Genomic DNA, 22,751 nt, shown 5'->3' with positions numbered 1-22,751 from the left:
ATCTCTCGTTTTCTTACCATGGTTTTTTTAAATTCACTTTTCATCTGAAAATCTTTCGGTATAATAAGAGAAACATCATCATGGGAGGTTTAAAAATGAACACACAATTAGATGCGTCCACTGCCTTCAAAGATACATTGCCCACAATGCTTGGTTACATCGGAATTGGCATTGCTTTTGGCATCGTCGGCAAAGCTGGTGGCTTTAGTACCTTAGTAGTTGTCTTGATGTCACTTATTATTTATGCAGGTTCTGCCCAATTTATTACCGTTAGCATGTTAGCTACAAACAACCCCATTTTTGCAATCATTTTCGCAACATTTTTAATTAATGCACGGATGATTTTAATGAGTCTGACCGTTGCTACTTTTTTTAAAAAAGAATCTCTTTTTAAAAATATTCTGATTGGCACCTTTTTGACAGATGAAAGTTTTGCTTTAGGCATAAACAAACAACTGATTACCAATCAGCGCTTAACGTTTTCGTGGTTCAATACGGCCAATCTTCTTTCCTACTTAACTTGGGTCGGTTCGACCATCATAGGTGCCTTAATTGGTGATTTCATTCCCAACCCCGAGTCACTTGGACTCGATTTTGCCATTGTAGCAATGTTTATTGGACTACTTTACTTACAAGTCCATACAGATCAGAAACTTTCCGTTACCTTACAACTGCTACTAATTGTACTAACATTTGTTGGTATTTACTTTGGAATGATCTTCATTCCTCATTCAATATTGGTTCTTCTCGTTACGCTAATTATTTGTGCAATAGGAGTGATGATTAACTATGCCTTCAACTAGCTATATTTTATTAACTATCCTAGGTTGCGGCCTTGTTACATGGGTTTCACGTATCCTTCCATTCATTCTTTTAAAAAAGGTGACTTTACCCAAAATTGTCATTGATTATTTACAATTTGTCCCACTCGTTATCATGGCTGCTTTGTGGTTTGATAGTCTTCTTGAACCTCAAATCGGACAATTTCCTCTTATCAAATGGACATATGTTGGCGCCTCTCTACCCACAGTAATCAGCGCCCTAATTAGTAAAAATCTCTTCGTAATCGTCCTAGTTGGCATTGCCTCATTGGCATTGATTCGCTTCTTTTTTTGAAATCGTAGTCAAAAGATTCGCAATATTCCGCATTTTTTTATAAAATTAGTCTAACTGAGAACTATTCTCAAATTATGGAGGTTGCGTATGACATCAATTCAAAAACGAATTACGACACGAAGAACAGCAAAAAAAAGTTTGGATACTCCCGTCAAAAAAGACTTATTGATCGAATTATTAGGTCAAGCTAGCAATGCACCTTATCATAAAAAGGAACCTTGGCTGGTCAAATTAATCACGACTACCGAAGAAAAAGAATTTCTTTACCAATCAATCATCGACTTCTATCAAGAAATTGGACTGATTAACGATGAAAAATCGCAGGAGAAGTTCACTGTCAAAATGAATCGATTGATTCGTCAAGCACCAGCCACGCTATTATTTGCCCACGAAGTTTTTCCGGAAAACAACCGGTTGAATTCCGATGCTGCTTTAGCAACTGCCGCACTTATTCAAAATTTTTCACTTCTATTGGCAGAACACGACTTGGTCGGCTTTTGGGCCTCTTCTCCCTTTACTTTAGAACCCACCTTCGCCAAAAAAATCGGCTTTCCAGAAAACTATGCGCTGATTAGTAATTATCGTGTTGGCTATCGTGATCCAGAAGCCAAGGTGAACAGTGGAAAAAGAAGACCCACAAGTGAATGGGTCAGTGATTTACTTCCGTAAGAACCCGTCATTCATTTCTGAAACAATAGCCGCCATTTCGTTTCTTCTTCCTTGAATACTGCTAGTTACAGCTTCACATAAGGGATGCTGAGAAACTTAGCACCCTTTAGCTGAAGCTTATTTTGACTTGCTTAGAATCTTAGCTAGCATCCACTAGGCAAACCCGCTTATAGTCAATACAGAAAGGACGTGATGACCCATGAGATTTGGAGAACGACTGAAACAAGCACGTACAAAAATTGGGAAAACTCAAGAAGAAGTGGCAGCTTATTTACACGTTTCTCGCCAAACCATCTCTAGTTGGGAAAACGAACGCAGTTATCCAGATATCAGCAGTTTACTTAATCTAAGTGATTATTACGGTCTTTCGTTAGATGTTTTACTAAAGGAGGATGCCGGTATGGTAGAAGAAATGAAGCGCAAGGAACAAGAAAGTAAATTGAAAAAAATGTGGAGTCTTTCGTATATAATGAATATAAGTTTTCTTATCATCATTATTTTAGGTTCTGTTTTTAAATGGTCTCCTTTCCAGCTCGGCTTAGGGGCCCAAATTATGGTGACAGCTATCTTATTGCTCAATGTCGGACTACTTTCACTTTTAACAAATGAACGTCAATTATTAAAAGGAAAACCTTCTAGTTTTATCGTCCAATCGCACCGATTCAAGCGTATACTGGTGGTTGAAGGGATCGCCTTATTTATTATTGGTGGCCTAACGATTGCCCATGTGCTACCTACCTATACGCTCTTTGGGGTTATCTGTGGGATTGTTTCGGCTAGCATCTTCGCCTACGTCATTTTGACAGTTACGGTGAAAAATCAAAAGAACAATCGCTAAGCCGAACCAAAAAGAGTCTCCCGATATTCATCAACCATCAGCCTGCCAGCATTTTGCTAACGGCCGAGTTTCTGATGAATCGGAGACTCTTTTTTATTGCCCTCTATCGAACACTCACTTTATTACCAAGTATCATGAGCAATTTCTTGCAACAACGTAATCTTGGCCCATTGTTGTTCTTCGGTCAGTTTATTTCCTTCTTCTGTTGAAGCAAATCCGCATTGCGGACTAATGCACAGATTCTCAAGTGGAACATATTCGGTGGCTTCTTGGATGCGGGCTTCAACGGCATTTCGATCTTCCAACTCTGGAAATTTTGATGTAATTAAGCCTAAAACAACACGACTTTGCGGATTTTGCCAGTAACGTAACGGTGCAAAATCCCCTGCCCGTTCAGAATCATATTCTAAAAAGAAACCATCGTAGTTTGTGGCAAATAGTTCTTTGGCAATTGGTTCGTATCCGCCGGAAAATAGCCAAGATGAAGCATGGTTTCCTCGACAAATATGAGTGGTAATGGTCAAATCTGCTGGTTTGTCTTGCAAAGCATCATTAATAATCTGGGTACAGATTTGCGCAATTTCATCAGGATTCAAGCCCTTTTCTCGTAATGACTCCCGCTTTGTCGCGTCAGCTAAAAAAGCCCAGTTTGTATCATCAAATTGAAGATAGCGACACCCATGCTCATAAAAAGCTTGTACTGCATCATGATACGTTTGTGCTAAATCGTGATAAAACTCAGTGACATCTGGGTAAATCTCTGCCAATTTTGAAGAGCCATCATTGGCCAAGATTTCCTGACGCAAAATCATCGTTGGACTAGGAATTGTTGCCTTCGCTACACAATCTGCTGCTTGTCCCACTGCCTCGTTGAGAAAGTCAAAATCTCGTAGAAACGGATGTGTTTCTGGAAAAGAAAGTTTTCCTACTAACCGAATGTTGTAAGATGGTGCTGCTTTGCCATGAAATTGCTGATTGTATCCTTGTTCTGGAACATAGCCTTCTACTCCGTTTAGGTGTTCCAAAAAATCAATATGCCAAAAACCTCTGCGAAATTCACCATCGGTAATCCCTTTTAAGCCTACTTGTTTTTGTTTTAAGATAAGTTCGCGAATTTCCTCATCTTCTACTGAACGGAGCGCCTGCGCATCAATTTTTCCTTTTGCAAATGCGTCCCGCGCATCTTTCAATCGTTGTGGTCGTAAAAAACTACCGACATGATCCACACGAAATGGTTTCGTTTCATTTGTCATGTTTTCCACCTATCCTTTTCTAAAAATAAAAAAGTCCTCTGATAACCAACAACTGGCTATCAAAGGACGAACACTCGTGGTACCACCTTTATTGGGAACAATCATTTCCCCACTTTTTCCTGATTGACATCAGGTCATCTGCTAACGGAGAAGATCCGCTCTTAACTACCTATCGCCAAGAGATTCTCAAAGGCCATTTTCATTTGCTCTTATCCGATACTTTCCACCAAGCAGTATCTCTCTACTCTCAAAAAGCAAATTACTCTCCTTCTCAAAGAATGAGACTATTTCTAATTGATTGCATCATATCACGTTGAAGTAATTTGTCAAGTTTCTGACAGAATGTTCTGAAAAAAAGCATTTATTCGAATGGATAGACCAATCCCCATTGTGAACGAATACTTGTTAAGGTGTCCATAACATCGCGGATCATTGTCAGATTATCTTCCCCAGATTGATTGGTTAGATAGTCTTCCATATCTTGAATTTCATATTGCAAGGCTTTAGTTGTATCACCACTCGTCACTGTCTCTACCTTTCCAGTGTCAGTATACGTAATGGTCGCTTTTTCTGCACGAGGATAGTTGGTGATTTCAATAAAGCCTTTTTCACAAGCAATCACACCGCGCTTGGGTTGTTTTGCTCGCATGGTTAGTGCGATAACAGCCATTTCACCTACGTCATTTTTCAGCAAAATACCTGAGGTTTCATCGACACCTGTTTCAAAATAATTCGCTGTCGTCAATACAACATTGGGCTTGCTTGTCATGAAAAACCGTGCAAAGGAAACAGCATATACCCCAATGTCTAATAATGCGCCCCCTGCCAATTCTTTTGAGAAAAAACGGTTGGTTACATCATATTCCTTGCAACTTCCGAAATTGACCTGAATCATTTTCACCGCACCTAATTTACCACTTGCTACGATATAAGCCAATTTCTTATACAATGGCATATGAAAAAGCGTCACGCCATCCGACAAAACTAAATTGCGTTCTTTCGCCAACGCGACACATTCTTCCAGCTGGTGCGCATTCACTGTAATAGCTTTTTCACAAAAAACATGTTTCCCTGCAAGCAATGCTTGGCGAATCATTTGGTAATGCAAATTGTGTGGAGTAGCGATATAAACAACATCCACCTTCGCATCCGCTAACAACCCCTCATAGGTCGTAAACACTTGCTGAACATGGTGACGTTCAGCAAAGGCTTGCGCATGTTCTATTTTTCCACTAGTAACACCATAAATTGTCCGTCCCGATTCCCGCAAAGCTGCTGCCATTTCGTTGGCAATTACACCAGTTCCAATTATTCCCCATTGATAGGTCATTTCTCTAACCCCTTTCGATGATTCGTTTCCCATCCGCCGTTGCAACAATTGCCTTGGTTACTATTTGAGAAAATAGAGAAGTCTCCACAACACCAACCATCGTTGAAAATTGTTGCAACACTTCTTGAGTGGTGATTGCGCTCCTCAATGTTACCTCCATAAGCAAATTGCCATTGGCGGTGTAAGTATAGCCATCACTTGTTTGACTCATTCGCTCAATAATTTCATGTCCTAACCGACGGACTTCCTTTTTAATTTTTGTTTGTGCTTCAGGAAGAACTTCTAGGACCAAAGGAACCTTAAACGTCAATTTTTGAGAAACCTTTGATTCATCCACTAATAAAATGTAATCATCGGCCATTGTCGCGATTATTTTTTCTTTTGTGTGAATCCCTCCACCACTTTTCAATGCGTTTAACTGCTCATCTACTTCATCACAGCCATCAAATGCAACATCCACATGAAAAACCTCGTTCATTGGTACCACATGTAGGCCTGCTTCACGGCAACGCTGTGCTGTTTGAACAGAAGGAGTGACAATCGTTATCTCCATTTGTTTTTCACGAAGTAACGCCACCAAATAGGCAATCGTGCTCCCACCACCTAAACCAATCATCATTTTGGGTTTAATATAGTCGAGTGCGTAGCCGGCACATCTTTTCTTCATGCTTATGCCTCCAATCAACAATTTTTAAATTAAATTTCATATTCATTATATATATGAAATTTAATTTCGTCAAAAAGAAACCATTTATTTTCTGAAGAGTCTCCAATATTAGATCAACAACCGAAGCTTCTGGGAAAATTCATAGCGATACATTTCCGATGAATCGAAAAAAATACCCTCGTTTCTTGCCTTCTAAAAAAAGCCCATTTTTTGTCATCCACAGTGTTGCTAGATAAAACGATGAACTATTTCGGTCGCCACGTTTGCGTTTTTTAGCTGTTTTATTCAAATCAAAAACTTGAAGGAAAGGATCACTTGATGAAAGTTACAAAGTAGCAAAAAAGAGAGCGCAGAAGCACTCTCTTTTTCAAAATTTATGCAAAAACGACACTATTTTTGATACGATTTCTTGCATTTTCAGCTGTTTGACACAAAATCTAAAAAGCTAGCTTTTTTGAAATTAAATTTTGCTATCTGAAATCATTTGTTCGTGGCGACGGATAGACTCTAAACGATTTGGGTCTTCAAATGCTAACAAAAGGAAAAACGTCTCCATCACTAGCATGGCTGAAATACGTGAAAAATAATAGTCTTTTTGGAACAAACGTTCACGCGTCGCTGTCGTAATATGAAGATTTGCTAAGGTAGCAATAGGTGATTGTCGATTATTGGTTAATGCAATAAGAAACAATTGCTGCTCTTGGCAATAACGGGCGGCTTGAATTAACGGACGGGTTTCTCCAGAGTTTGAAATAATGACAACCAGATCATCCGGAGTCATTGTTAGCAAATAAGCTGCAGCCGTATCCCAAATATCAAATGCACTTGCAGAGATACCAATTTGATTAAAGCGATAGGCTGCATCCATTGCCACTGGAATTGTGTTTCCATAGGCCAAAAACACAATTCGCGAAGCCGTACGAAATTTTTCTAAAACCAACGTCACCGTTTCTTCCGACAATTGTTGAAAGGTTTGTTCAACTTCAGCTAGTTTATTGGTTTGAATATGTGCCAATCGCTGCTGATATGCGCTCAAATTCCCTTTGTTGTCTGTTTTAGGCAACGTAACCTGTGCCATCTCGATTTTCAATGCGTGAAAGCCGACTAAATTCAACTTTCGGCAAAACCGACTAATTGAAGCTTCACTAACCTGACTTTCTTCCGCTAATTCAGCGATTGTCATATTCGGTATTTTTTGCGGATGCTGTACAATATAATCAGCAATTTTCGTCTCGACAGCCGAAAAATTTGCATAATCAACAAATAACTGATCAATGATTGACATCTGTCATCATCCCTCCTTTTCTTATAGCAAGTAGCCAGCGCAACTTCATTTTATTGTAGCACGGCTTTTGCAGAAAAGGATAATTTTCTACCTATAGGACAAGGATATTAGTGAGCCATCATTTCTTGAGCTACCTCTAGTTTTGAATCACTGCTTGGATAATAGGTTGGCCAGTTGTCCATTTCATCGAGTAGTTTTTCTTGGCTTTCTCCACCAAAGAAAATATGGAAGTGGCTCGTTTTCACAGGAGCGATATTATGGTCGCTAAATTGAACGTATTTATAGTTACCTGCATTCGCATCTGTCGCTTCGAATAAATAGCGAACCCCGCGATTGCCTTTTTTATAATTCAATATTTTGTATCCTTTGTATTCATAAGTATATTTATGATGCTCTCCATTCACAACAAAATCCATCGTGTTGTCTTTGATGATAATTTGATTCACATCTGTCTTATAGCCTGTTTCATAATAGGCTTTGTATTCTGCCGCTGTCATATCTTTATTTATTTTTGCTTTGTAATCAAACACTTGATCGAGGGTGCCATCTTGCAACAAGGGGTATACAGACTGCCAATCACCTTTATAATCGCTCAATGTCCGATCTTTGACTGCCTTATCTTCAAAATAGCCATTTGCTACGGTATGTTGTGAATCGGTTGTCGTTTCAGGTTGAACTGTTTTTCCTGCAACTGAAACGGTTTTTTCCAACGCAGCTAAGTTTTCTTTCATTACCGAAATATAATCTTCGCCGTTTTTCATTTGTTCTTTGGTTAAGCTTTCAAGAGGGTTCAAAACCAACAATTTAACGTTTGCTTCATTTGCCAACGTCCGCGCAACTTTATCATTGGCATTTTCTTCAAAATAAATATATTGAATATCATTGTCTTGAACGTACGTTTTTAGTTCTGCTAATCTGGTTGGACTTGGTTCTTGTTCTGGCGATAATCCAGCAATCGGCACTTGTGTTAGTCCATATTCTAGTGCTAGGTAGCCAAATGCTGCATGTTGTGTCACAAAACTTTTTTGTTTTGCGTTGCTTAAGGTTGTTTGATATTCTTCATCCAACGCCTTTAATTTTGTCAAGTATTTTTCTGCATTCGATGTAAAGACAGATTCCTTTTTCGGATAGAGTTTGACCAATTGTTCTTTAATTGATTCAACTTCTTTCATGGCTAAACTAGGCGCTAACCAGGTATGGGGATCCAATTCATGTGAATGGCCTTCTTCTCCTTCACTGTGAGAATGTCCTTCCTCTTCTTCTGTTCCTGGCAATAAGACCATATTTTTGGTGCCTTCAATGATGTGTGGCGCATTTTTTTGCCAACTCTTGGAAGCTTTGGCTACCCAACCTTCCATATTTGGATTGTGATAAACGAAAACATCAGCGGATTGAATGTTTGCGATATCTTTCGCTGAAGGTTCGTAATCATGTGGTTCTTGACCTGCAGGAACCATCAATGTCACATCAGCCTCGTCACCTACGATTTGTTTCGTAAATTCATACATCGGGTAAAATGTTGTCACAATCGATAATTTATCCGATGTTTTTTCGGTTTTCTGTGTGCTGTTGTCGGTACCACACGCTCCTAGTAATCCTAAAGATAGTATACTTAATCCCAAATATTTCCAACTTTTTTTCATGATTCCCTCACTTTCTAGCGAATGCCTGCTTTCGTTCGTTTGTATGTTTTAATTATTTTTAACGCTCGTTTCCTCGTTTTGATATTTGGACTTTTCAAACGACGATACGCACTTGATAAATCTGTTTTTTCCATGTGACGCTCCTTATTTCACTTCACGAAAAATGGCTCTTCGCCGCAATTTCGGTGAATATTTTTTTAACTCTAATCTTTCAGGGTTGTTCCGTTTATTTTTACTCGTTAAGTATAACCGTTCACCCGTTTCCACACATTCTAAAATAATTGATTGTCTCATTCACTTTTTTCCTCTCTATGTACGCTCTGATAAATACGCTTCGAGCTGAATCTGTTCATCATAAGAAAACGATTTGGCACCCATTTCTCGGATCAATTCTTCTTTAAAATCAACTGGGACTTCCCAAAATCCATCAATTTGTTTAAAAACTGTCTCATCATATTGACTAAAAACTGGATACAACGTTAAAAATTCCGCAAAGCTCAAATGCTCTGCTTCATAAAAATCGATAACCCAGCCTTTATCAATAGCCGTTTGTGTTGGTTCACCTGTCTCTGTTAAAATTCCCCGCTTCACAAATTGTCGGTACAGATTTGCTTTCATAGCCATTGGTTGGGAAGACTGAGGATGAAAAAAAGCTGCTCCTTGTTCAATTAATGGAGGATAAATGATTTCCATCGGCTTTACTCCTTTACTTGACGACCTTTATAATAGCCCTTTAAAGACACATGATGACTTCTTCGATAATCGCCAGAAGCTAAATCAAATGAAAGATTCGGCACTTTGATTCCTTGGTGCGTCCGACGCGCTCTTTTTTTTGCCTTACTTGTTTTACGTGCTGGTACTGCCATTTTGCATCCTCCTTTATTTTACCAACTGGCTTTCTTCACTCCAGGTATCTTTCCTTGCAAAGCTAATTCACGAAAATGAATGCGTGATAGCCCAAACTTACGCATATATCCTCGAGGTCGACCATCGAGTGCATCGCGATTGCGGTAACGGTTAGGATGAGCATTCTTTGGTAATTTTGCTAATCCTTCATAATCTTTGGCTTCTTTTAGCTCTGCTCTAAGATCCGCATATCTTGCAATCATTTGTTGTTGTTTCATGGCTTTGACTTGTTTCGATTTTTTAGCCATAGATGACGCTCCCTTCACATGTTTCGTTTTGCATTAAATAAATCGTAATTATTACGATTTGAACAGAAAGACTTTAGCAGTATCTCTTTTAAATGTCAATAAAAAAACCCAACTTTTTCAAAGAAGAAAGAGTTGGAATTTTTCTTTATTTCGATTAATCGCCTATACTAATAGATAGGAGGTGTTTAAAAATGAAGGTTGTGTTCCACATCGATGAACAAAAAAAATGGGCAGAACTACAAGCAAATGTCCGTAATTTTTTTGTAGCAGAACCTCAAGCAACGATTGTTGTCGTCGCCAATGGTGTAGCTGTCCAAGGTTTTTTATTGGCAGATTTCTATGATTTCTTTGCCACCACACCGGCTCAGCTTCATGCTTGTCAAAACGCTTTGCGTGTTCAAAAAATCGATTTCCACGCTCTACCACTACCGTTCAAATTGTTCCATCGGGTGTTGTCGATCTCGTTGAGCTGCAACAGAAAGGATTCGCTTATATTAAGCCTTAATTAGTTAGCAAAAAATAGCAAAACGCTGATTCAAAGTCGTTTGCTATTTTTTCTTTGCTCTTCTCTCCATTCTTGAAGGTTGTTCCGTTTTAGCTGGTCGAGCTTTCTTTGCCAATAATTTCAAACGATAGGGTTCATGGTAACGAAAGCCTTCCTTGACAAAGTCACCACCAATAATGTACAACCCGACTGGCTTCAATTTTTGGGTTGCATTTGGGTAATGGATGATCCCAATCGGCGTTAACTCTTGATAATTTCGCCCGATTTGTAATTCGTATTCTCCCTGTCCTTTTTCTTTTACAAAATAAAAAGGATAGATGGTGTTCCATTCCACTAAATACCCATCTTTTAGAAATAAATCATTGGTTGAAACCACTTTTTGATCAATTAAGTCTTGCATATACGTAGCCAAATACAGTTGATAATCTTCATAGAAATCAATGGCCACTTCTTCCGTATCAATTGACTTCATCGCACGTTCACGTCGTTTTTCTTGTTGAATATTGAACGCTTCATCAGGTAGATATTTGACAAACAGTTGTGTGACATCGAGCTTCGAATTTTTATCCAAGAAATAATAAAAACTGTTTAAAATTAAAAAGTAAAGCAAAATGAAAAACACAACTGCATAAATAAAGCATTGTAGGTAATTGCCATTTTCATACATTCCATAAACAATTCGCAAAATATAGAGTGTCGGAAAAAAACTAAGAATAGTATATCCTCGATTTAAATATTTGGGACTAATATCCAAGTATCCTAAAAATTTATTGATGCCATTAATAATATCGAGTAAAAAACTCATTGCTGATCACCTGCCGAATTTATTGAATCCTCTCCTGTTGCGCCTTGGTTCTTTTGATCATCCTGATTGACGGCGCCTTCTGGTTGCGTGCTTTCACTGGAGGAACTCGTTTTGTCCGTTGTCGTTGTCTCATCAGAGTTCGCAGAATCTTCACTCGTACTCGGAACAGTTGCTTCTGTGCTAGAAGAGGTTGTCTCCGTCGTTGAGGTACTGGACTCATTAGGAGTTGCACCAGTCGTTGATTGCGTTTGTGAAGACTGCGTGTGACTATCGGAAGTCACTGTCGTACTCGTTGTCGTTGTCTCACTAGTACTTGGATGTCGATAACTAGAGCCGTTGACTACAGTCGTTGCGGTTGCAATCAAGATGGAAATTGTCAGTAATGCTATTGGTTTTAAAATAGGAGGAACTTTTCGCATATCCTTTTTTCTCCTTATCCATTCTTTTGATATGTTCATCCTAGCACAAAAAGTTTAGGAATTTCTTAGGATACCAAATTTTTTGCGATTTTTCTTTTCATTAAAAAAGGTAGCTCGCTAAACAATCCTCCCCTGACCCATAGGAATGGGGGAGTTTTGTTCGTGTGAGCTACTTTGTCTTTTCTTCTCTCTTCAATCCTATTTTCATTCATAATAGTGTCGAATTTTATCGGTAAATACCCGGATTACTTTTGTTGACTCTTGCCACGTTTGCTTTTCATCTGCAGTCATATGAATTTCCAATATATCACTGGCCCCTTGACGATTTAAAATAACTGGTACCCCAGCAAAAATATCGTTCTCTTCATATTCTCCTTCCAAAAGTGTCGAAACGGGAATAATCTTATTTTCATCAAAAAGAATGGCTTTGATAATCCCAACGCAAGCAGATGCTATACCATAATACGTTGTCCCTTTGCGGTTGTATATCTCCCATCCTTCACGAGTTGTTTTTGCCACCAACTCGGCCAGATCAACATCTCCTACAATATCTGGATTATCATGAACGACATCCAAGAAGTTTTTTCCCGCAATGGTCACTGTTGACCAAGGAACCATCAGCGAATCACCGTGTTCTCCCATCGCATAAGCATAAACACTTCGCGGATCAACATCCACCAAGTCAGCAATAAAATTCGTTAAGCGCGCCGTATCCACAGATGATCCTGAACCAATTACTTGATTCTTGGGTAATCCCGATAACCGATAGACGAGATAAGCCATAATATCAACGGGATTCGACACAACAATAAAAATACCATCGAAGCCACTTGCCATCACAGGCTCTACAATTGATTTGGCAATTTTGGCTGTCATATCCAAGGTGTCTAAGCGTGTTTGCCCCGGTTTAGGTGGCGCTCCAGCTGTAATCACCAGAATGTCTACATCATGACAATCAGCATAAGTGGCCGTTTTAACTTTTACATTGCGATCCAAATACTGAATGGAGTTGCGAAGATCACGTACTTCCCCTGCTGCTTTTTCTTCATTAATATCAATCATTAAGACCTCATCACAAACACCTTGTGTAATCAAACTGAATGCCGTAGAGGAACCTACTAAGCCACTACCTACAATTGCTACTTTTGATTTGCTAATATCCATGTTCCACCCTCTTTTCTCTCTTGCTTTCAACTTCTATCATAGCAAATGAACACTCATTTGTGTGTCTGTCGAAACTAGCTTAAGAAAAAAAAGAAGAAAAGAATGAATTTTGGCCACTTTCATTCTTTTCTTCTTTTTATTGCAATAGAAAGCCTTGTTTTGCTAAAAATGTCCCCGTTTCCGGACGTCGAACTTCTTTGAAAAAATGCACATTCTTCTCACTCCACGATGTTTGCTGTGGGTTCAATCCTCTCTGTGCATAATAAGTCGCAGTCTGTTGTTCATAGTCTTGCATCGCTGCGAATTGCTCACGTGGGTACTTGTTTTCGGCCACTTGATTTTCTAAAGGCAGGCGCGGTTTTGGCTCATTTTTAACGATAGGGTAACCAATTGTTAGCCCAAATACAGGTACCGTAAAGCGCGGCAAATCTAACAATTCCGCCACTTTAGCTAAATGGTTTCGAATTCCGCCAATGTAGCAAATCCCTAAATTCATCGATTCAGCTGCGACAACCATATTTTGCGCTGCAATGGTGGCATCAACAATTCCGACCATCAAGGATTCCATTGACTGAATTCCCGCAAGTGATTCCCCTTGCGCTTCTAATAGTGTTGCTTGGCGATACAAATCGGCCAAAAAAATATAAAACACACCAGTTTGTTTCACGTAAGGGGCACTATTGGTGATTTCAGCCAATTCGGATCGTAGTTTTGTATCAGAAATCTCTAAAATAGAGTAAGCTTGAACAAAATGTGAAGAGGAGCCACTGCGGGCAGCCGCTAATAAATCCTTTTTTTGCTTTTGATCCAGAGGTACATCTTCAAATGAGCGTACCGAAACATGTTTCGTTAATTGTTGGATTGTCGTATTCATATGCATTTCCTTTCTACCTATCAGGTGGCTTTATCTTACTACGAAAAATACGATTGGCAAACAAATGAGCATCCGCTGTAGTAGCTGCTAGGAGAATTTGGTCGTATCACTTGTAGTCTTGGTTTTCCGTAAAAAAAAAAACAAATTCGTCTTTCTTAAACGAATTTGTCTTTTGCTCTTTACTCAATTATCCTAAAAATCCGAATGCTTTTCCTGCAATCCCAACAAGGAAAATAACTAAAATTATCAATAACGGACTAACGTTTTTCTTTAATAACCAAGCGACAAAAAGTGTTAAAATCAATGCTAGCATACCTGGCATGATACTATCCAATACATTTTGTACAGTTTGTGTCACCACTTTGCCATCATCATTTTTTATTCTTGTTGCGACAATTGGAATATTAATTGTGGTCCATTTACTAACCAAGGCTCCCATAACAAATAACCCGACGATTGATGCTCCTTCTGTCAGTTTTTTAATTGCTCCGCCAGCCATCTCACGAATGATTTCATTTCCTTTTTCATACCCCATTGTCAAACCAAAATATTTTGTGACCAACCGAATCGCATTAATTAATACAAAGAATAACAAGGGTCCCCCAATACTGCCAGCCATGGCTAGAGAAGCTCCCAAAGCTGCTAAAACTGGACGAGCTGTTCCCCAAAAAATAGGATCTCCTACACCTGCCAAAGGTCCCATTAACCCAATTTTCATTGCAGCAATCGAGGTACCTGACATTTCACCACCGTTGGCTTTTTCTTCTTCAATGGCCCCAACTACGCCAAAAATTGGAGCTGTCAACCATGGATGCGTATTAAACCACTCTAAGTGTCGTTGCAATGCTTCATTGCGTTCTTTTCCCGGTGCATATAGTCGTTTAATTGCTGGAATCATAACAAAACAAAAACCCATATTTTGTACCCGTTCAAAGTTAAACGAACCTAGCAAGAAGTTTGAACGAATAAACATGTTATTCAAATCTTTTTTCGTTAATTTCTTTTCAGTTGTTTCCATTATTCATTTCCTCCTTACGCATCCAAATCATCATCTAAATCATCATCATAGTTGGCTGTTACATTTGCCGAAACACCTTCTGCTTGTGGTGTTCCTCCGCCTTTTCCACCACCAATTACGTTGTATTTTAATTGGATAAATAGTAACGCAAGGCATAGACCCAAACCACCAAATCCTACCAAATTGAAATTAGTGAATGCTGCAAAAAGAAAGCCCATATAAAAGAAAGGTTTCAAGTAAGGAACATCCATCATGTTGATTACCATTGCATATCCGACCACAACAATGATTCCTCCACCAATTTGCAACCCACCTGTAATAACATCAGGAATACCATTTAGAAAACCACTTACAGCATCTGCACTAATTAATGAAATAATAAAAGTTGGAATCATGACGCGTAAAGCCTGTAGACACAAGGATAAAATATGCATAATTTCAATTCCATGGAAATTTCCTTGTTCTGCATAACTGTCCGCTTTATGGACAAAGAAAACAGTAATCGTTCGCACAAAAATGGTTAAAGCTTGACCAGCTGCTGCTAGAGGAACAGCAATCGCGATTCCCTCACCAATTCCTTGATGCGCAGTGATCACGAGAATCGTAGAAATGACTGAGGCAATTGCTGTATCAGGGGCCATTGCCAAACCAACATTCATCCATCCAAGCGCCATCATTTCCAATGTCCCCCCTAGAATAATTCCTGTGGTGACATCACCTAAAACGAGTCCTACTAATGTACAAGCAACTAATGGTCGGTGTGTTTGGGCTTCATCTAGAACGCTCCCCATCCCAGTAATGCCTGCAACAATTAATAACAAAATAACCTGAATCATTGACATGCTTATTCACTCCCTTTGTTAGTTTAATTTTGATAATAATTCTTGATAAAAATCGATACTTGTATCGCTAGGTAACTGTCTTAACTCTAAACGAACCCCTAATTCATGCAGTTTTTTGAATGCCTCAACATTACTTGGAGAAACACTTACTGCCTTCGTGATTTGTTGACGATTTTTTTCGAAACGCATACCACCTACATTAATTTCCTTTAATTGAACTCCTTTTTCAACCAATTCAACAATATCTTCTGGTCGTTCAAATAAAAGCATCACACTATCATTTGTATAACGTGGTGACTGATACGCACGAACCATCTTATCAACAGTCACTGCACTGGCTTTAACATTCGGCGGTGCTACCGATAAAACCAACGTCTTACGCATTTCATCCTGAGCAACTGCATCCGAAACGATAATAATCCGATTGATTGGTCGAAGCTTTACCCATTTTGTCAACACTTGTCCATGGATAAACCGGTCATCTATTCTAGCTAATTCAATTTTCATAATAAATCCTCCTCATCATCAATTATTTGCACACGATTCATTTCTTCTGTAAAACATTTAATTCCTTCACGAGCAACTTGCTTTAAATGACTAACCAATTCCGCTAATGAGCATTGCTTTTTGTTGATTGCCGCTTCTAAAACCATTGGTAAATTAACACCTGTTAAAATATCTGCGAATTCTTTGCCATAGACCACCTGCGCTGCCGCATTATATGGTGTTCCCCCATAGACATCCACTAAAAATAGAATCTCTTCTTCATCTGATAATTGCTCTATCTCTCTTGTGAATTTAGCTTGCACTTGCGGTAGCCCTTCGCCTTTTTCAAATGGAATGGCTTTAACTTCATTGTCATGACCAAAAATCATTTCAAATGCATCGACAATTCCCAGTGATAAATCACCATGTCCACTAATAATAATTTTCACCATTCATTCAACACCCCTTTCATTTTTGTATAAGCAAGTCCCGTGCCAAAAAAGTGTTTCATGGAAAAAGAGTGTTTCCAAAGGCTTTTTTTATAACAAAAAAAGAGTGTTCCATTTAAGGAAACACTCTTTTGCTATGTTCATTCAAACTGAAACACTCTTTTTAGAGAATAAAACAGTTCTAATCTGCGGCAATGACTTCCGCGATATAGAATTTTTCATCATCCGTTAATTCCAACAGTAATTGTTTTTCTAATGGCGCCAATGTTTCCGTCACAATTTGAACCAATTTCTGCACCTCTGAACTGGCCACATCATGATAGGACAAAGGATTTTGCTTCACAACACGTTCAAAGGCAAAGGCCGTATGGACAACTAATTTTAACAACAATGTGTTTGAAAACTGTTTTTGCATTTTTAATTGCAGTTCCTTGGTCCAATCCAATAACATATCTGATAATAAATAGGGATTCAGGTATACCAAGTACATATTTAATGTATCTTGACACAAATCTTTTACAACAACATTTTTTCGTTTGCTCCGCTGTTTTTTCAACGCTGGACCACCCACAATTTTTCGAAGTGTTTTTTCTCCGGTTCCTTCAATCAGCTCCTCCAAAGTTATATGTGGCGCATCAATTTTAGGATTCGTAGTTCCAACCGTTGCCAGAATATGATACTGATCCATAACTGCTGGAAGTTGCTCTTGCAAGCCGATGCTCGAAAGCGTAATCGTCCGAATTGTTTCGTCTGCTCCTTGTTCAATAATTTCTGCAACCATTTTTTCAATTTTAGCAGCTGTACCACTTCCTGTTGTACAAATGGCTAAGATGACCTTTGCTCGCCCTCCTTGCTGCATCTGTAATTGAACCGAAGAAAGAAAATCTTTCACAATGGAAGAGTAAATTCCCACTAATCCTAAATCCATGTAATTAATCTTCCGAACTGCATCTAAAACCATCGCTGTTGTCACATTAGGAATGGTTTTAATTTTTTTACCAGATTCTTTAATTAATGCCTCTTCCATCATTGCCAAAGATCCCATATCTACTAATAGGAGAATGCCCGATGCACCGTCCATTTCGCGCAACTGAGCCAAAATTTTTTGTTTCATCTCATCAGGAGTAACTGTCAGAGGCATATCCAATGCATAGATAGGTGCTGAGCCTAACAACTCGGTCGCCACTTGTACCATTGACGTAGCCGTTGCATTGCCGTGAGCAATAACTAAAATATTGACACGCTCTTTTTCTTCTAATGATTCAATGGACACAAGTAACATAGTCAAGTAAATTACTTCAATTTCTGGAAACTGGATAGCGAGAACTTCCTCAATTTTATACTTGAATAACCGTGCGACATAATACTCTCTTTGATGTTCCATTTTCACTTCTCGAATATCCATTTGTGATAGACGCTTCTCTTCTTTTTCTCGTCGAAAATATGCATCCAGATGCATGCCAATGTAATAAAGAAATTTTCGATCAAAGCGACTTTGCAAGGCTTCCTCTGCAATTTTCTTTAATTCAATGGTTAAATTTGAAATTTTCGGGTCCATAAATTTCAACAGATTGTAATTAATTTGTTGGTTGTTAACAAAATTTCTTACATGAAGATGTAAATCAGTTAAAATGTACTGGTGAATTTGATCCTCACCAATTCCCTCCCCTTCAAGAATTTTCACTTTCTCTTCAATAATCTCATAAATATTCAAGCCATTTGTTTCGTCATCGTCCTGTTCCGAACGCTCAACAGGATCAATCCTAGTTGTAATATCAAGTAATTCTTCCAGTTCCTTTGATCGTTGAATAGTCTGACTGCTTGATCGCCACGTTCCCATTAATTCTTCAGGCATATCATGGATACCAATCGTTATTTCATTGGCCTCATGCAAACGATGCAGAAATGCTTGCGCACAAATTAGTTGAATTTGTGATTGCATTTGACCCACATTGCCATACGCAACCAGATGAATTAATGCATCCATTACGTCAATGTCCACTAAAAACGTTCGCTTCACCCGTTTGGCTTCTTTTTCGAACAAGAATTTGGCTAATTCAATTTTTTCTTTTACTGAACGTTCATTCAATGAAGGAATTTGAATGGTCATCGGAATACGTCTTAAAAATGTCTCAAGTAATGAAGAATTGGGATCTTCTGTCGTAGCACAAATAATCAATACATTGGCCTTTCTTGAAAACCCTGTTTCACCCAAACGATTAAATCGCCCATGATCGATGAAGTAAAACAGCATCTCCTGTCCTTCAGGTGTCAGACGATGAATTTCATCTAATAATAGAATTCCTCCATCTGCTTTCTCAACCAACCCGGCTTTATCCATATTTGCCCCGGTATACGCTCCTTCGACATAGCCAAACAATTGCGCCAACAACAATTGTGGGTTATGGTAATAATCCGCACAGTTAAAACTTTCAAAAGGGGCATCAGGCGTAAGCAATTTTTCAAACATAGCATATTGATAAACTTTGTTTGCAAAAAATGTTTTGCCTGAACCAGTAGGACCCAGTACCAACATATGCAGTCCGTTTGGGGGATAGTGAACTGCTGCTTTTGCTTGAGAAACAGCTTTTTTTAAGCTACCATTGTGCCCAATCATTAATTCAAAAGGATTGCGCACAACAAGAGGTGTTGTGTGTTGATCCCCTACTAGCACCTCTTGTATTGTTGTCACTTCATAGGTTGACAGCCGTAAGCGATAGTCTGTTAACCCTTCCAAAACACTTTTTGGCAAATAACGAACAGGGTAACGTTTAATCTTGATGGCTCGTTTTTGACGAACCAAATTATTCAACTCCAAACTAGCATTGGCGCGGGTAATTCCTAATGTTTCGGCCAATTCCGTTGCAGAGGAACCTTGTACTTCAAAAATCATCTTCTCACTGACATTTTCCCAATTATTGACTAATTGTTGATACACTTTCTCCAAACGTTTCATACTTTCCCCAGCCTTTTAAAACACTTTTTGGTCCATTATATCCAATCCAAAACAGTTTGCCAAACCCTTACTAAACCCTTCTTCTTTATTCGAGGTTGTTTGCAGGGTTGCGATTTCCTTTACCGCCAAGGGGGCATTGCCCATCGCTATACCAATTCCAGCATACTGAAGCATTGGCATGTCGTTATAATTATCACCAATTGCGACAGTATTTTTCAAAGAAATATCATAAAATTGGCAAAGAAATTGAAGACTAGCTAATTTTGAAACTTGATTATTCACAATTTCTAGATAGGTAGGTTTTGAAAAAGCCGTTGTTATCCCGATTATTCCTAAGTTTTCCAATTCTTTACTCGCCAAATGCAACTCATCCTCTGAACCCATGCATAACATTTTATGAACTGGGTGGTACTCTTTTAAAAAGTTCGGTACATCGATAACTTCTGCTGAAATTTCAGCAATCTTTTCTTCTTGCTGCACCCACCAATTTTTTTCTTCGACGAGCCATCGATCATTCGAGTAAATACTTACTTGAATATTGGGAAACCGTTGTCGAAGTAACTGGTACACTAAAATGACATCTATCCGTTCTAATGAAACACTGTACAATGGATCAAACCTTGTTTTCGTTTTTTGCATGATTAGTGCGCCATTGAAACAGACAAGTGGCGTTTCAATCTGCAATTGACGAGCCAAGTGTTCCATTGCTTTTGGTGAACGTGCAGAAGCCAACACCAATGGCACACCCTCCTTCGTTAATTGGTGAACCACTCGTATCGTTTTTTCTGTTAATTGGTGCTCCTCATTTAACAATGTCCCATCAATATCTGAAATGACAAGTTTTTTTTCCATTCTTACTCCTCACTATCGGCAAATTTTTATCGCTTTATTGAAATATTTTTTCTCATCTATAGTTAATTCTTGATCTGTGATAAACTGATAAATTTCTGGAAAGTAAATGCCCAAGTACGTAGCTTGTTTAGAAAATTTTTGATGCTCCGCTACTAAAGTTACCAATCGGCTCTGTTGAATAACTTGACGCTTTAAGCTAGCATTCGTTTGCTCTTTAAAAAAAACACCCTCGGGCTCAATACTTGCCCCTCCAAGAAAACATTGATCAAATTTGACTTGCTTCAGAAGCGCTACCTCCGTTGGTGAATAAAAGAAACGGTTGGCAAAATCAAACACCCCACCCAGCAAATGAATGGTGACCTTTTCCTTTGTTGCCAACTCAAAAGCAACATCTAAAGAATGGGTATAGATACTGCAAGCAACATTCACTTCCTTTGCTGCTAAAACCATTGTTGTTGACACATCAAAAAAGTAGACGCCTCCTTCCTCAAGTTGTTCAACTACGCATCGAGCCATGCGCTTTTTTTCAGGTTGTGCCATATGTTCTCGTTGAAAAAAATCAAATACATGCTGATCTTGATTTGCTAACATAATGCCACCATGGGTACGAATAACTTCTGGTGATTGGCATACTTCGAGAATATCTCTTCGAGCGGTATCCGAGGAAATAGCAAAGGTTGTCATGATTTCTTGCTTAGTCAGCCTTCCTTTGTTGCGCAAAAGCTGCAAAATTTTCTGTATACGTTCTTGTTGATACATTTCATCCACCTCAACTTTAGTGTACGAAATATCATAAGTATTTTCAAGCGTTTTTAATCATTTGTATTTTTTTCAAATTAAAAAAAAGCATTCCTGCTTAGGAATGCTCTTGGTACAATGTACTGATGGTTTGAAAATTTTTTTTGTGCCATTTCGTTCCAGTCAGGGATGATAGTGTCAATTGTAGCGTAATTGGCTGACCATTAGGCAATTTTTCTGAAGTCTGAACGCTTAACACCCCACCCAATCCTTTTTTTCGAAACACAATGGATTGCAGTTGTTTTTTTTCAAAGCATAGCCCATCGCTAAAAATTTGGAATTGGCGATTATACTTGGCTGCTGCGACACAATCATCTGTAATATAGACACAACTCATAATAGGTTGAAGTTGCACTACATTGATAGATATGACGGAATGCCCCTTCTCAAAATGTTGTTCCGGAAATAATTCATTTAGATACTCACAGAACTTTTCTTCTTTTAAGAACATCAGTACTTCTTCCCTTCCTTTTTTCCATTACGATACCACAACTTTCTTAGAAGCACTACATGTCTAACAAAATAGCCCCAAAAACTTCCATTAATGATTATCAATAGAAGTTTTTCGAGACTTTTGCTTGTTCACCTATTTACTCAAAAGCTTTAATAAATATCTGCTTTTTCAACTAGTTTAATTTTTTCTGGTACTCCCGTTTTTCTTGAAAGAATCAACGCATCCGAAACCACACAGGATACATAGCCATCCCAGGCACTCGGACCAACCAATTGATCTGCTACTACCGATTCAGCCCACTCATTAAATTCTGTATCATAGGATTCAATAAATCGTTTTGCCCAATGATCTGTTAGAGAATACGAGAAGCTTTGATTTGTTCGCTTCCAAACTTTAGCCGGATCTGGCAAATTCAATGTCCCATCTTCTCCAACAACTTGGCATTGAATATCATAAGCATACGCCCCATCTGTTTGAACCTCTACATCAACTCGTTGACCGGTGACTGTCTTAAACATGACTAATTGCGGGTTCAACCAATCACCAGTTGTTCGACGACTTTGTTTGACTGTCAACACTTGAACTTCCTCGTATTCTTCCTCTAACAACCAACGTGTGATATCAATTTCGTGGATAGCAACTCGAGTAATGGCATAATCTGTTTCGAATCCTGGAGCCTGAGAAATGTTACGATGCGCACTATGAATCATGAGCGGTTCGCCGATTTCACCCTCTTTAATGGCTTGTTTCATTTCACGGTAACCTACATCAAAGCGACGATTAAAACCTACTTGAATCAAACGCTTGCCAATCGCTTTCTCCTTGGCTAACATTGCTTCACATTCTGGTGCCGTCAGGGCCAAAGGTTTTTCACAAAATACATATTTTTCATTGTCTAAACAATGCATCACGTAACCAGCATGGGTATCATCGGTCGTCGCAACCAATACCGCATCGACGGCTTCGCTTTCGATAATTGCTTCCCCACTCGGAAAGACAGCAATTCCCTCATATGCAGCAGCAACTTTTTGTGCTGCTTCTTCAAAATAATCATAAACTGCAACAACTGTAGCTGAAGGGACAACGGTCATCAAACGATGGATATGTTCTCGCCCAATTGCTCCACAACCAATTACGCCTACACGAAGTTTTTTTGTACTCATTTTTTTTCCTC

General features: G+C 38.8%; 28 protein-coding genes and 1 other annotated feature. Of the genes, 5 read left to right on the top strand and 23 right to left on the bottom strand.

Annotation, left to right across the window (positions count from 1 at the left end):
- Positions 1-95: 95 nt before the first annotated feature.
- The 4 genes from ACFSR0_RS00310 to ACFSR0_RS00295 all read left to right on the top strand — a co-directional run bounded on the left by ACFSR0_RS00310 (position 96) and on the right by ACFSR0_RS00295 (position 2,623).
- Positions 96-803: an AzlC family ABC transporter permease gene (locus ACFSR0_RS00310; protein ID WP_379978750.1), complete on the top strand. Its 708-nt coding sequence runs from the start codon at positions 96-98 to the stop codon at positions 801-803.
- On the top strand, positions 790-1,116 hold the full coding sequence (locus ACFSR0_RS00305; protein ID WP_379978748.1) for an AzlD domain-containing protein: 327 nt from the start codon (positions 790-792) through the stop codon (positions 1,114-1,116). Before ACFSR0_RS00310 ends, ACFSR0_RS00305 begins: the two co-directional genes overlap by 14 nt.
- Positions 1,117-1,203: 87 nt before the next feature.
- Complete coding sequence (locus ACFSR0_RS00300; RefSeq protein WP_251854678.1) at positions 1,204-1,785, top strand: nitroreductase family protein; 582 nt, start codon at positions 1,204-1,206, stop codon at positions 1,783-1,785.
- A gap of 199 nt (positions 1,786-1,984) precedes the next feature.
- A complete protein-coding gene (locus ACFSR0_RS00295; protein ID WP_379978745.1) occupies positions 1,985-2,623 on the top strand; it encodes a helix-turn-helix domain-containing protein in 639 nt (212 codons plus the stop codon).
- Between the two features lie 122 nt (positions 2,624-2,745).
- Here ACFSR0_RS00295 and ACFSR0_RS00290 read toward each other — a convergent pair whose 3' ends face one another.
- The 10 genes from ACFSR0_RS00290 to rpsN form a co-directional block, all read right to left on the bottom strand.
- The gene (locus ACFSR0_RS00290) at positions 2,746-3,876 is read right to left on the bottom strand and encodes a 5-methyltetrahydropteroyltriglutamate--homocysteine S-methyltransferase (protein ID WP_379978743.1); all 1,131 of its coding nucleotides are present in this window, start codon (positions 3,874-3,876) and stop codon (positions 2,746-2,748) included.
- Positions 3,877-3,935: 59 nt separating this feature from the next.
- Positions 3,936-4,160: a binding site (T-box leader), on the bottom strand.
- 77 nt (positions 4,161-4,237) lie between these two features.
- Entirely contained in the window at positions 4,238-5,206 is a 969-nt protein-coding gene (locus ACFSR0_RS00285; protein WP_379978741.1) for a Gfo/Idh/MocA family protein, read from the bottom strand.
- 4 nt (positions 5,207-5,210) lie between these two features.
- Positions 5,211-5,873, bottom strand: coding sequence for a ribose 5-phosphate isomerase A (gene rpiA, locus ACFSR0_RS00280; protein ID WP_379978739.1), 663 nt, complete (start codon positions 5,871-5,873; stop codon positions 5,211-5,213).
- A 460-nt stretch (positions 5,874-6,333) separates the two neighbouring features.
- On the bottom strand, positions 6,334-7,158 hold the full coding sequence (locus tag ACFSR0_RS00275; RefSeq protein WP_379978737.1) for a MurR/RpiR family transcriptional regulator: 825 nt from the start codon (positions 7,156-7,158) through the stop codon (positions 6,334-6,336).
- A gap of 107 nt (positions 7,159-7,265) precedes the next feature.
- Positions 7,266-8,801: a metal ABC transporter solute-binding protein, Zn/Mn family gene (locus ACFSR0_RS00270; protein ID WP_379978735.1), complete on the bottom strand. Its 1,536-nt coding sequence runs from the start codon at positions 8,799-8,801 to the stop codon at positions 7,266-7,268.
- Between the two features lie 14 nt (positions 8,802-8,815).
- Complete coding sequence (locus ACFSR0_RS00265; RefSeq protein WP_379978733.1) at positions 8,816-8,935, bottom strand: putative metal homeostasis protein; 120 nt, start codon at positions 8,933-8,935, stop codon at positions 8,816-8,818.
- Positions 8,936-8,945: 10 nt separating this feature from the next.
- The gene (gene rpmG / locus ACFSR0_RS00260; RefSeq protein ID WP_379978731.1) at positions 8,946-9,095 is read right to left on the bottom strand and encodes a 50S ribosomal protein L33; all 150 of its coding nucleotides are present in this window, start codon (positions 9,093-9,095) and stop codon (positions 8,946-8,948) included.
- Between the two features lie 15 nt (positions 9,096-9,110).
- Positions 9,111-9,494 (bottom strand): hypothetical protein, encoded by a 384-nt coding sequence (locus ACFSR0_RS00255; RefSeq protein ID WP_379978729.1) that lies wholly within the window; start codon positions 9,492-9,494, stop codon positions 9,111-9,113.
- 5 nt (positions 9,495-9,499) lie between these two features.
- Complete coding sequence (gene rpmF, locus ACFSR0_RS00250; protein WP_379978727.1) at positions 9,500-9,667, bottom strand: 50S ribosomal protein L32; 168 nt, start codon at positions 9,665-9,667, stop codon at positions 9,500-9,502.
- Positions 9,668-9,685: 18 nt separating this feature from the next.
- Positions 9,686-9,955 (bottom strand): 30S ribosomal protein S14, encoded by a 270-nt coding sequence (rpsN, locus tag ACFSR0_RS00245; protein WP_379978725.1) that lies wholly within the window; start codon positions 9,953-9,955, stop codon positions 9,686-9,688.
- A 191-nt stretch (positions 9,956-10,146) separates the two neighbouring features.
- Between rpsN and ACFSR0_RS00240 the strand changes: the two genes are divergently transcribed.
- Positions 10,147-10,464: a sulfur reduction protein DsrE gene (locus ACFSR0_RS00240; protein WP_379978723.1), complete on the top strand. Its 318-nt coding sequence runs from the start codon at positions 10,147-10,149 to the stop codon at positions 10,462-10,464.
- Positions 10,465-10,503: 39 nt separating this feature from the next.
- On the opposite strand, the gene ACFSR0_RS00235 is transcribed toward ACFSR0_RS00240, so the two are convergent.
- From ACFSR0_RS00235 to ACFSR0_RS00175, 13 genes are all read right to left on the bottom strand, one after another.
- Positions 10,504-11,265: a DUF6681 family protein gene (locus tag ACFSR0_RS00235; RefSeq protein ID WP_379978721.1), complete on the bottom strand. Its 762-nt coding sequence runs from the start codon at positions 11,263-11,265 to the stop codon at positions 10,504-10,506.
- On the bottom strand, positions 11,262-11,684 hold the full coding sequence (locus ACFSR0_RS00230; protein WP_379978719.1) for a hypothetical protein: 423 nt from the start codon (positions 11,682-11,684) through the stop codon (positions 11,262-11,264). Before ACFSR0_RS00230 ends, ACFSR0_RS00235 begins: the two co-directional genes overlap by 4 nt.
- Positions 11,685-11,888: 204 nt before the next feature.
- The gene (locus tag ACFSR0_RS00225) at positions 11,889-12,848 is read right to left on the bottom strand and encodes an L-lactate dehydrogenase (protein ID WP_379978717.1); all 960 of its coding nucleotides are present in this window, start codon (positions 12,846-12,848) and stop codon (positions 11,889-11,891) included.
- A 136-nt stretch (positions 12,849-12,984) separates the two neighbouring features.
- Complete coding sequence (locus ACFSR0_RS00220) at positions 12,985-13,722, bottom strand: NADPH-dependent oxidoreductase (protein WP_379978715.1); 738 nt, start codon at positions 13,720-13,722, stop codon at positions 12,985-12,987.
- A gap of 187 nt (positions 13,723-13,909) precedes the next feature.
- Positions 13,910-14,740 (bottom strand): mannose/fructose/sorbose PTS transporter subunit IID, encoded by an 831-nt coding sequence (locus ACFSR0_RS00215; protein WP_379978713.1) that lies wholly within the window; start codon positions 14,738-14,740, stop codon positions 13,910-13,912.
- A gap of 14 nt (positions 14,741-14,754) precedes the next feature.
- Positions 14,755-15,582 (bottom strand): PTS mannose/fructose/sorbose transporter subunit IIC, encoded by an 828-nt coding sequence (locus tag ACFSR0_RS00210; RefSeq protein ID WP_379978711.1) that lies wholly within the window; start codon positions 15,580-15,582, stop codon positions 14,755-14,757.
- Between the two features lie 18 nt (positions 15,583-15,600).
- Complete coding sequence (locus ACFSR0_RS00205; RefSeq protein WP_379978709.1) at positions 15,601-16,089, bottom strand: PTS system mannose/fructose/N-acetylgalactosamine-transporter subunit IIB; 489 nt, start codon at positions 16,087-16,089, stop codon at positions 15,601-15,603.
- A complete protein-coding gene (locus ACFSR0_RS00200) occupies positions 16,086-16,520 on the bottom strand; it encodes a mannose/fructose/sorbose PTS transporter subunit IIA (RefSeq protein ID WP_379978707.1) in 435 nt (144 codons plus the stop codon). The genes ACFSR0_RS00205 and ACFSR0_RS00200 overlap by 4 nt, the downstream gene beginning before the upstream one ends.
- 178 nt (positions 16,521-16,698) lie before the next feature.
- Entirely contained in the window at positions 16,699-19,473 is a 2,775-nt protein-coding gene (locus ACFSR0_RS00195) for a sigma 54-interacting transcriptional regulator (RefSeq protein ID WP_379978705.1), read from the bottom strand.
- Positions 19,474-19,488: 15 nt separating this feature from the next.
- Complete coding sequence (locus ACFSR0_RS00190) at positions 19,489-20,325, bottom strand: Cof-type HAD-IIB family hydrolase (RefSeq protein WP_379978703.1); 837 nt, start codon at positions 20,323-20,325, stop codon at positions 19,489-19,491.
- 12 nt (positions 20,326-20,337) lie between these two features.
- The gene (locus tag ACFSR0_RS00185) at positions 20,338-21,084 is read right to left on the bottom strand and encodes a DeoR/GlpR family DNA-binding transcription regulator (protein WP_379978701.1); all 747 of its coding nucleotides are present in this window, start codon (positions 21,082-21,084) and stop codon (positions 20,338-20,340) included.
- Between the two features lie 97 nt (positions 21,085-21,181).
- Entirely contained in the window at positions 21,182-21,574 is a 393-nt protein-coding gene (locus tag ACFSR0_RS00180) for a hypothetical protein (protein WP_379978699.1), read from the bottom strand.
- A gap of 152 nt (positions 21,575-21,726) precedes the next feature.
- Entirely contained in the window at positions 21,727-22,740 is a 1,014-nt protein-coding gene (locus ACFSR0_RS00175) for a Gfo/Idh/MocA family oxidoreductase (protein WP_379978697.1), read from the bottom strand.
- Between the last annotated feature and the right edge of the window lie 11 nt (positions 22,741-22,751).

The organism is Enterococcus camelliae (assembly GCF_042685105.1).
In the GTDB taxonomy this organism is placed as follows: Bacteria; Bacillota; Bacilli; order Lactobacillales; family Enterococcaceae; genus Enterococcus_G; species Enterococcus_G camelliae.
The sequence above is the reverse complement of the archived record's forward strand: the minus strand, read 5'-3'. Positions and strand labels throughout refer to the sequence as shown.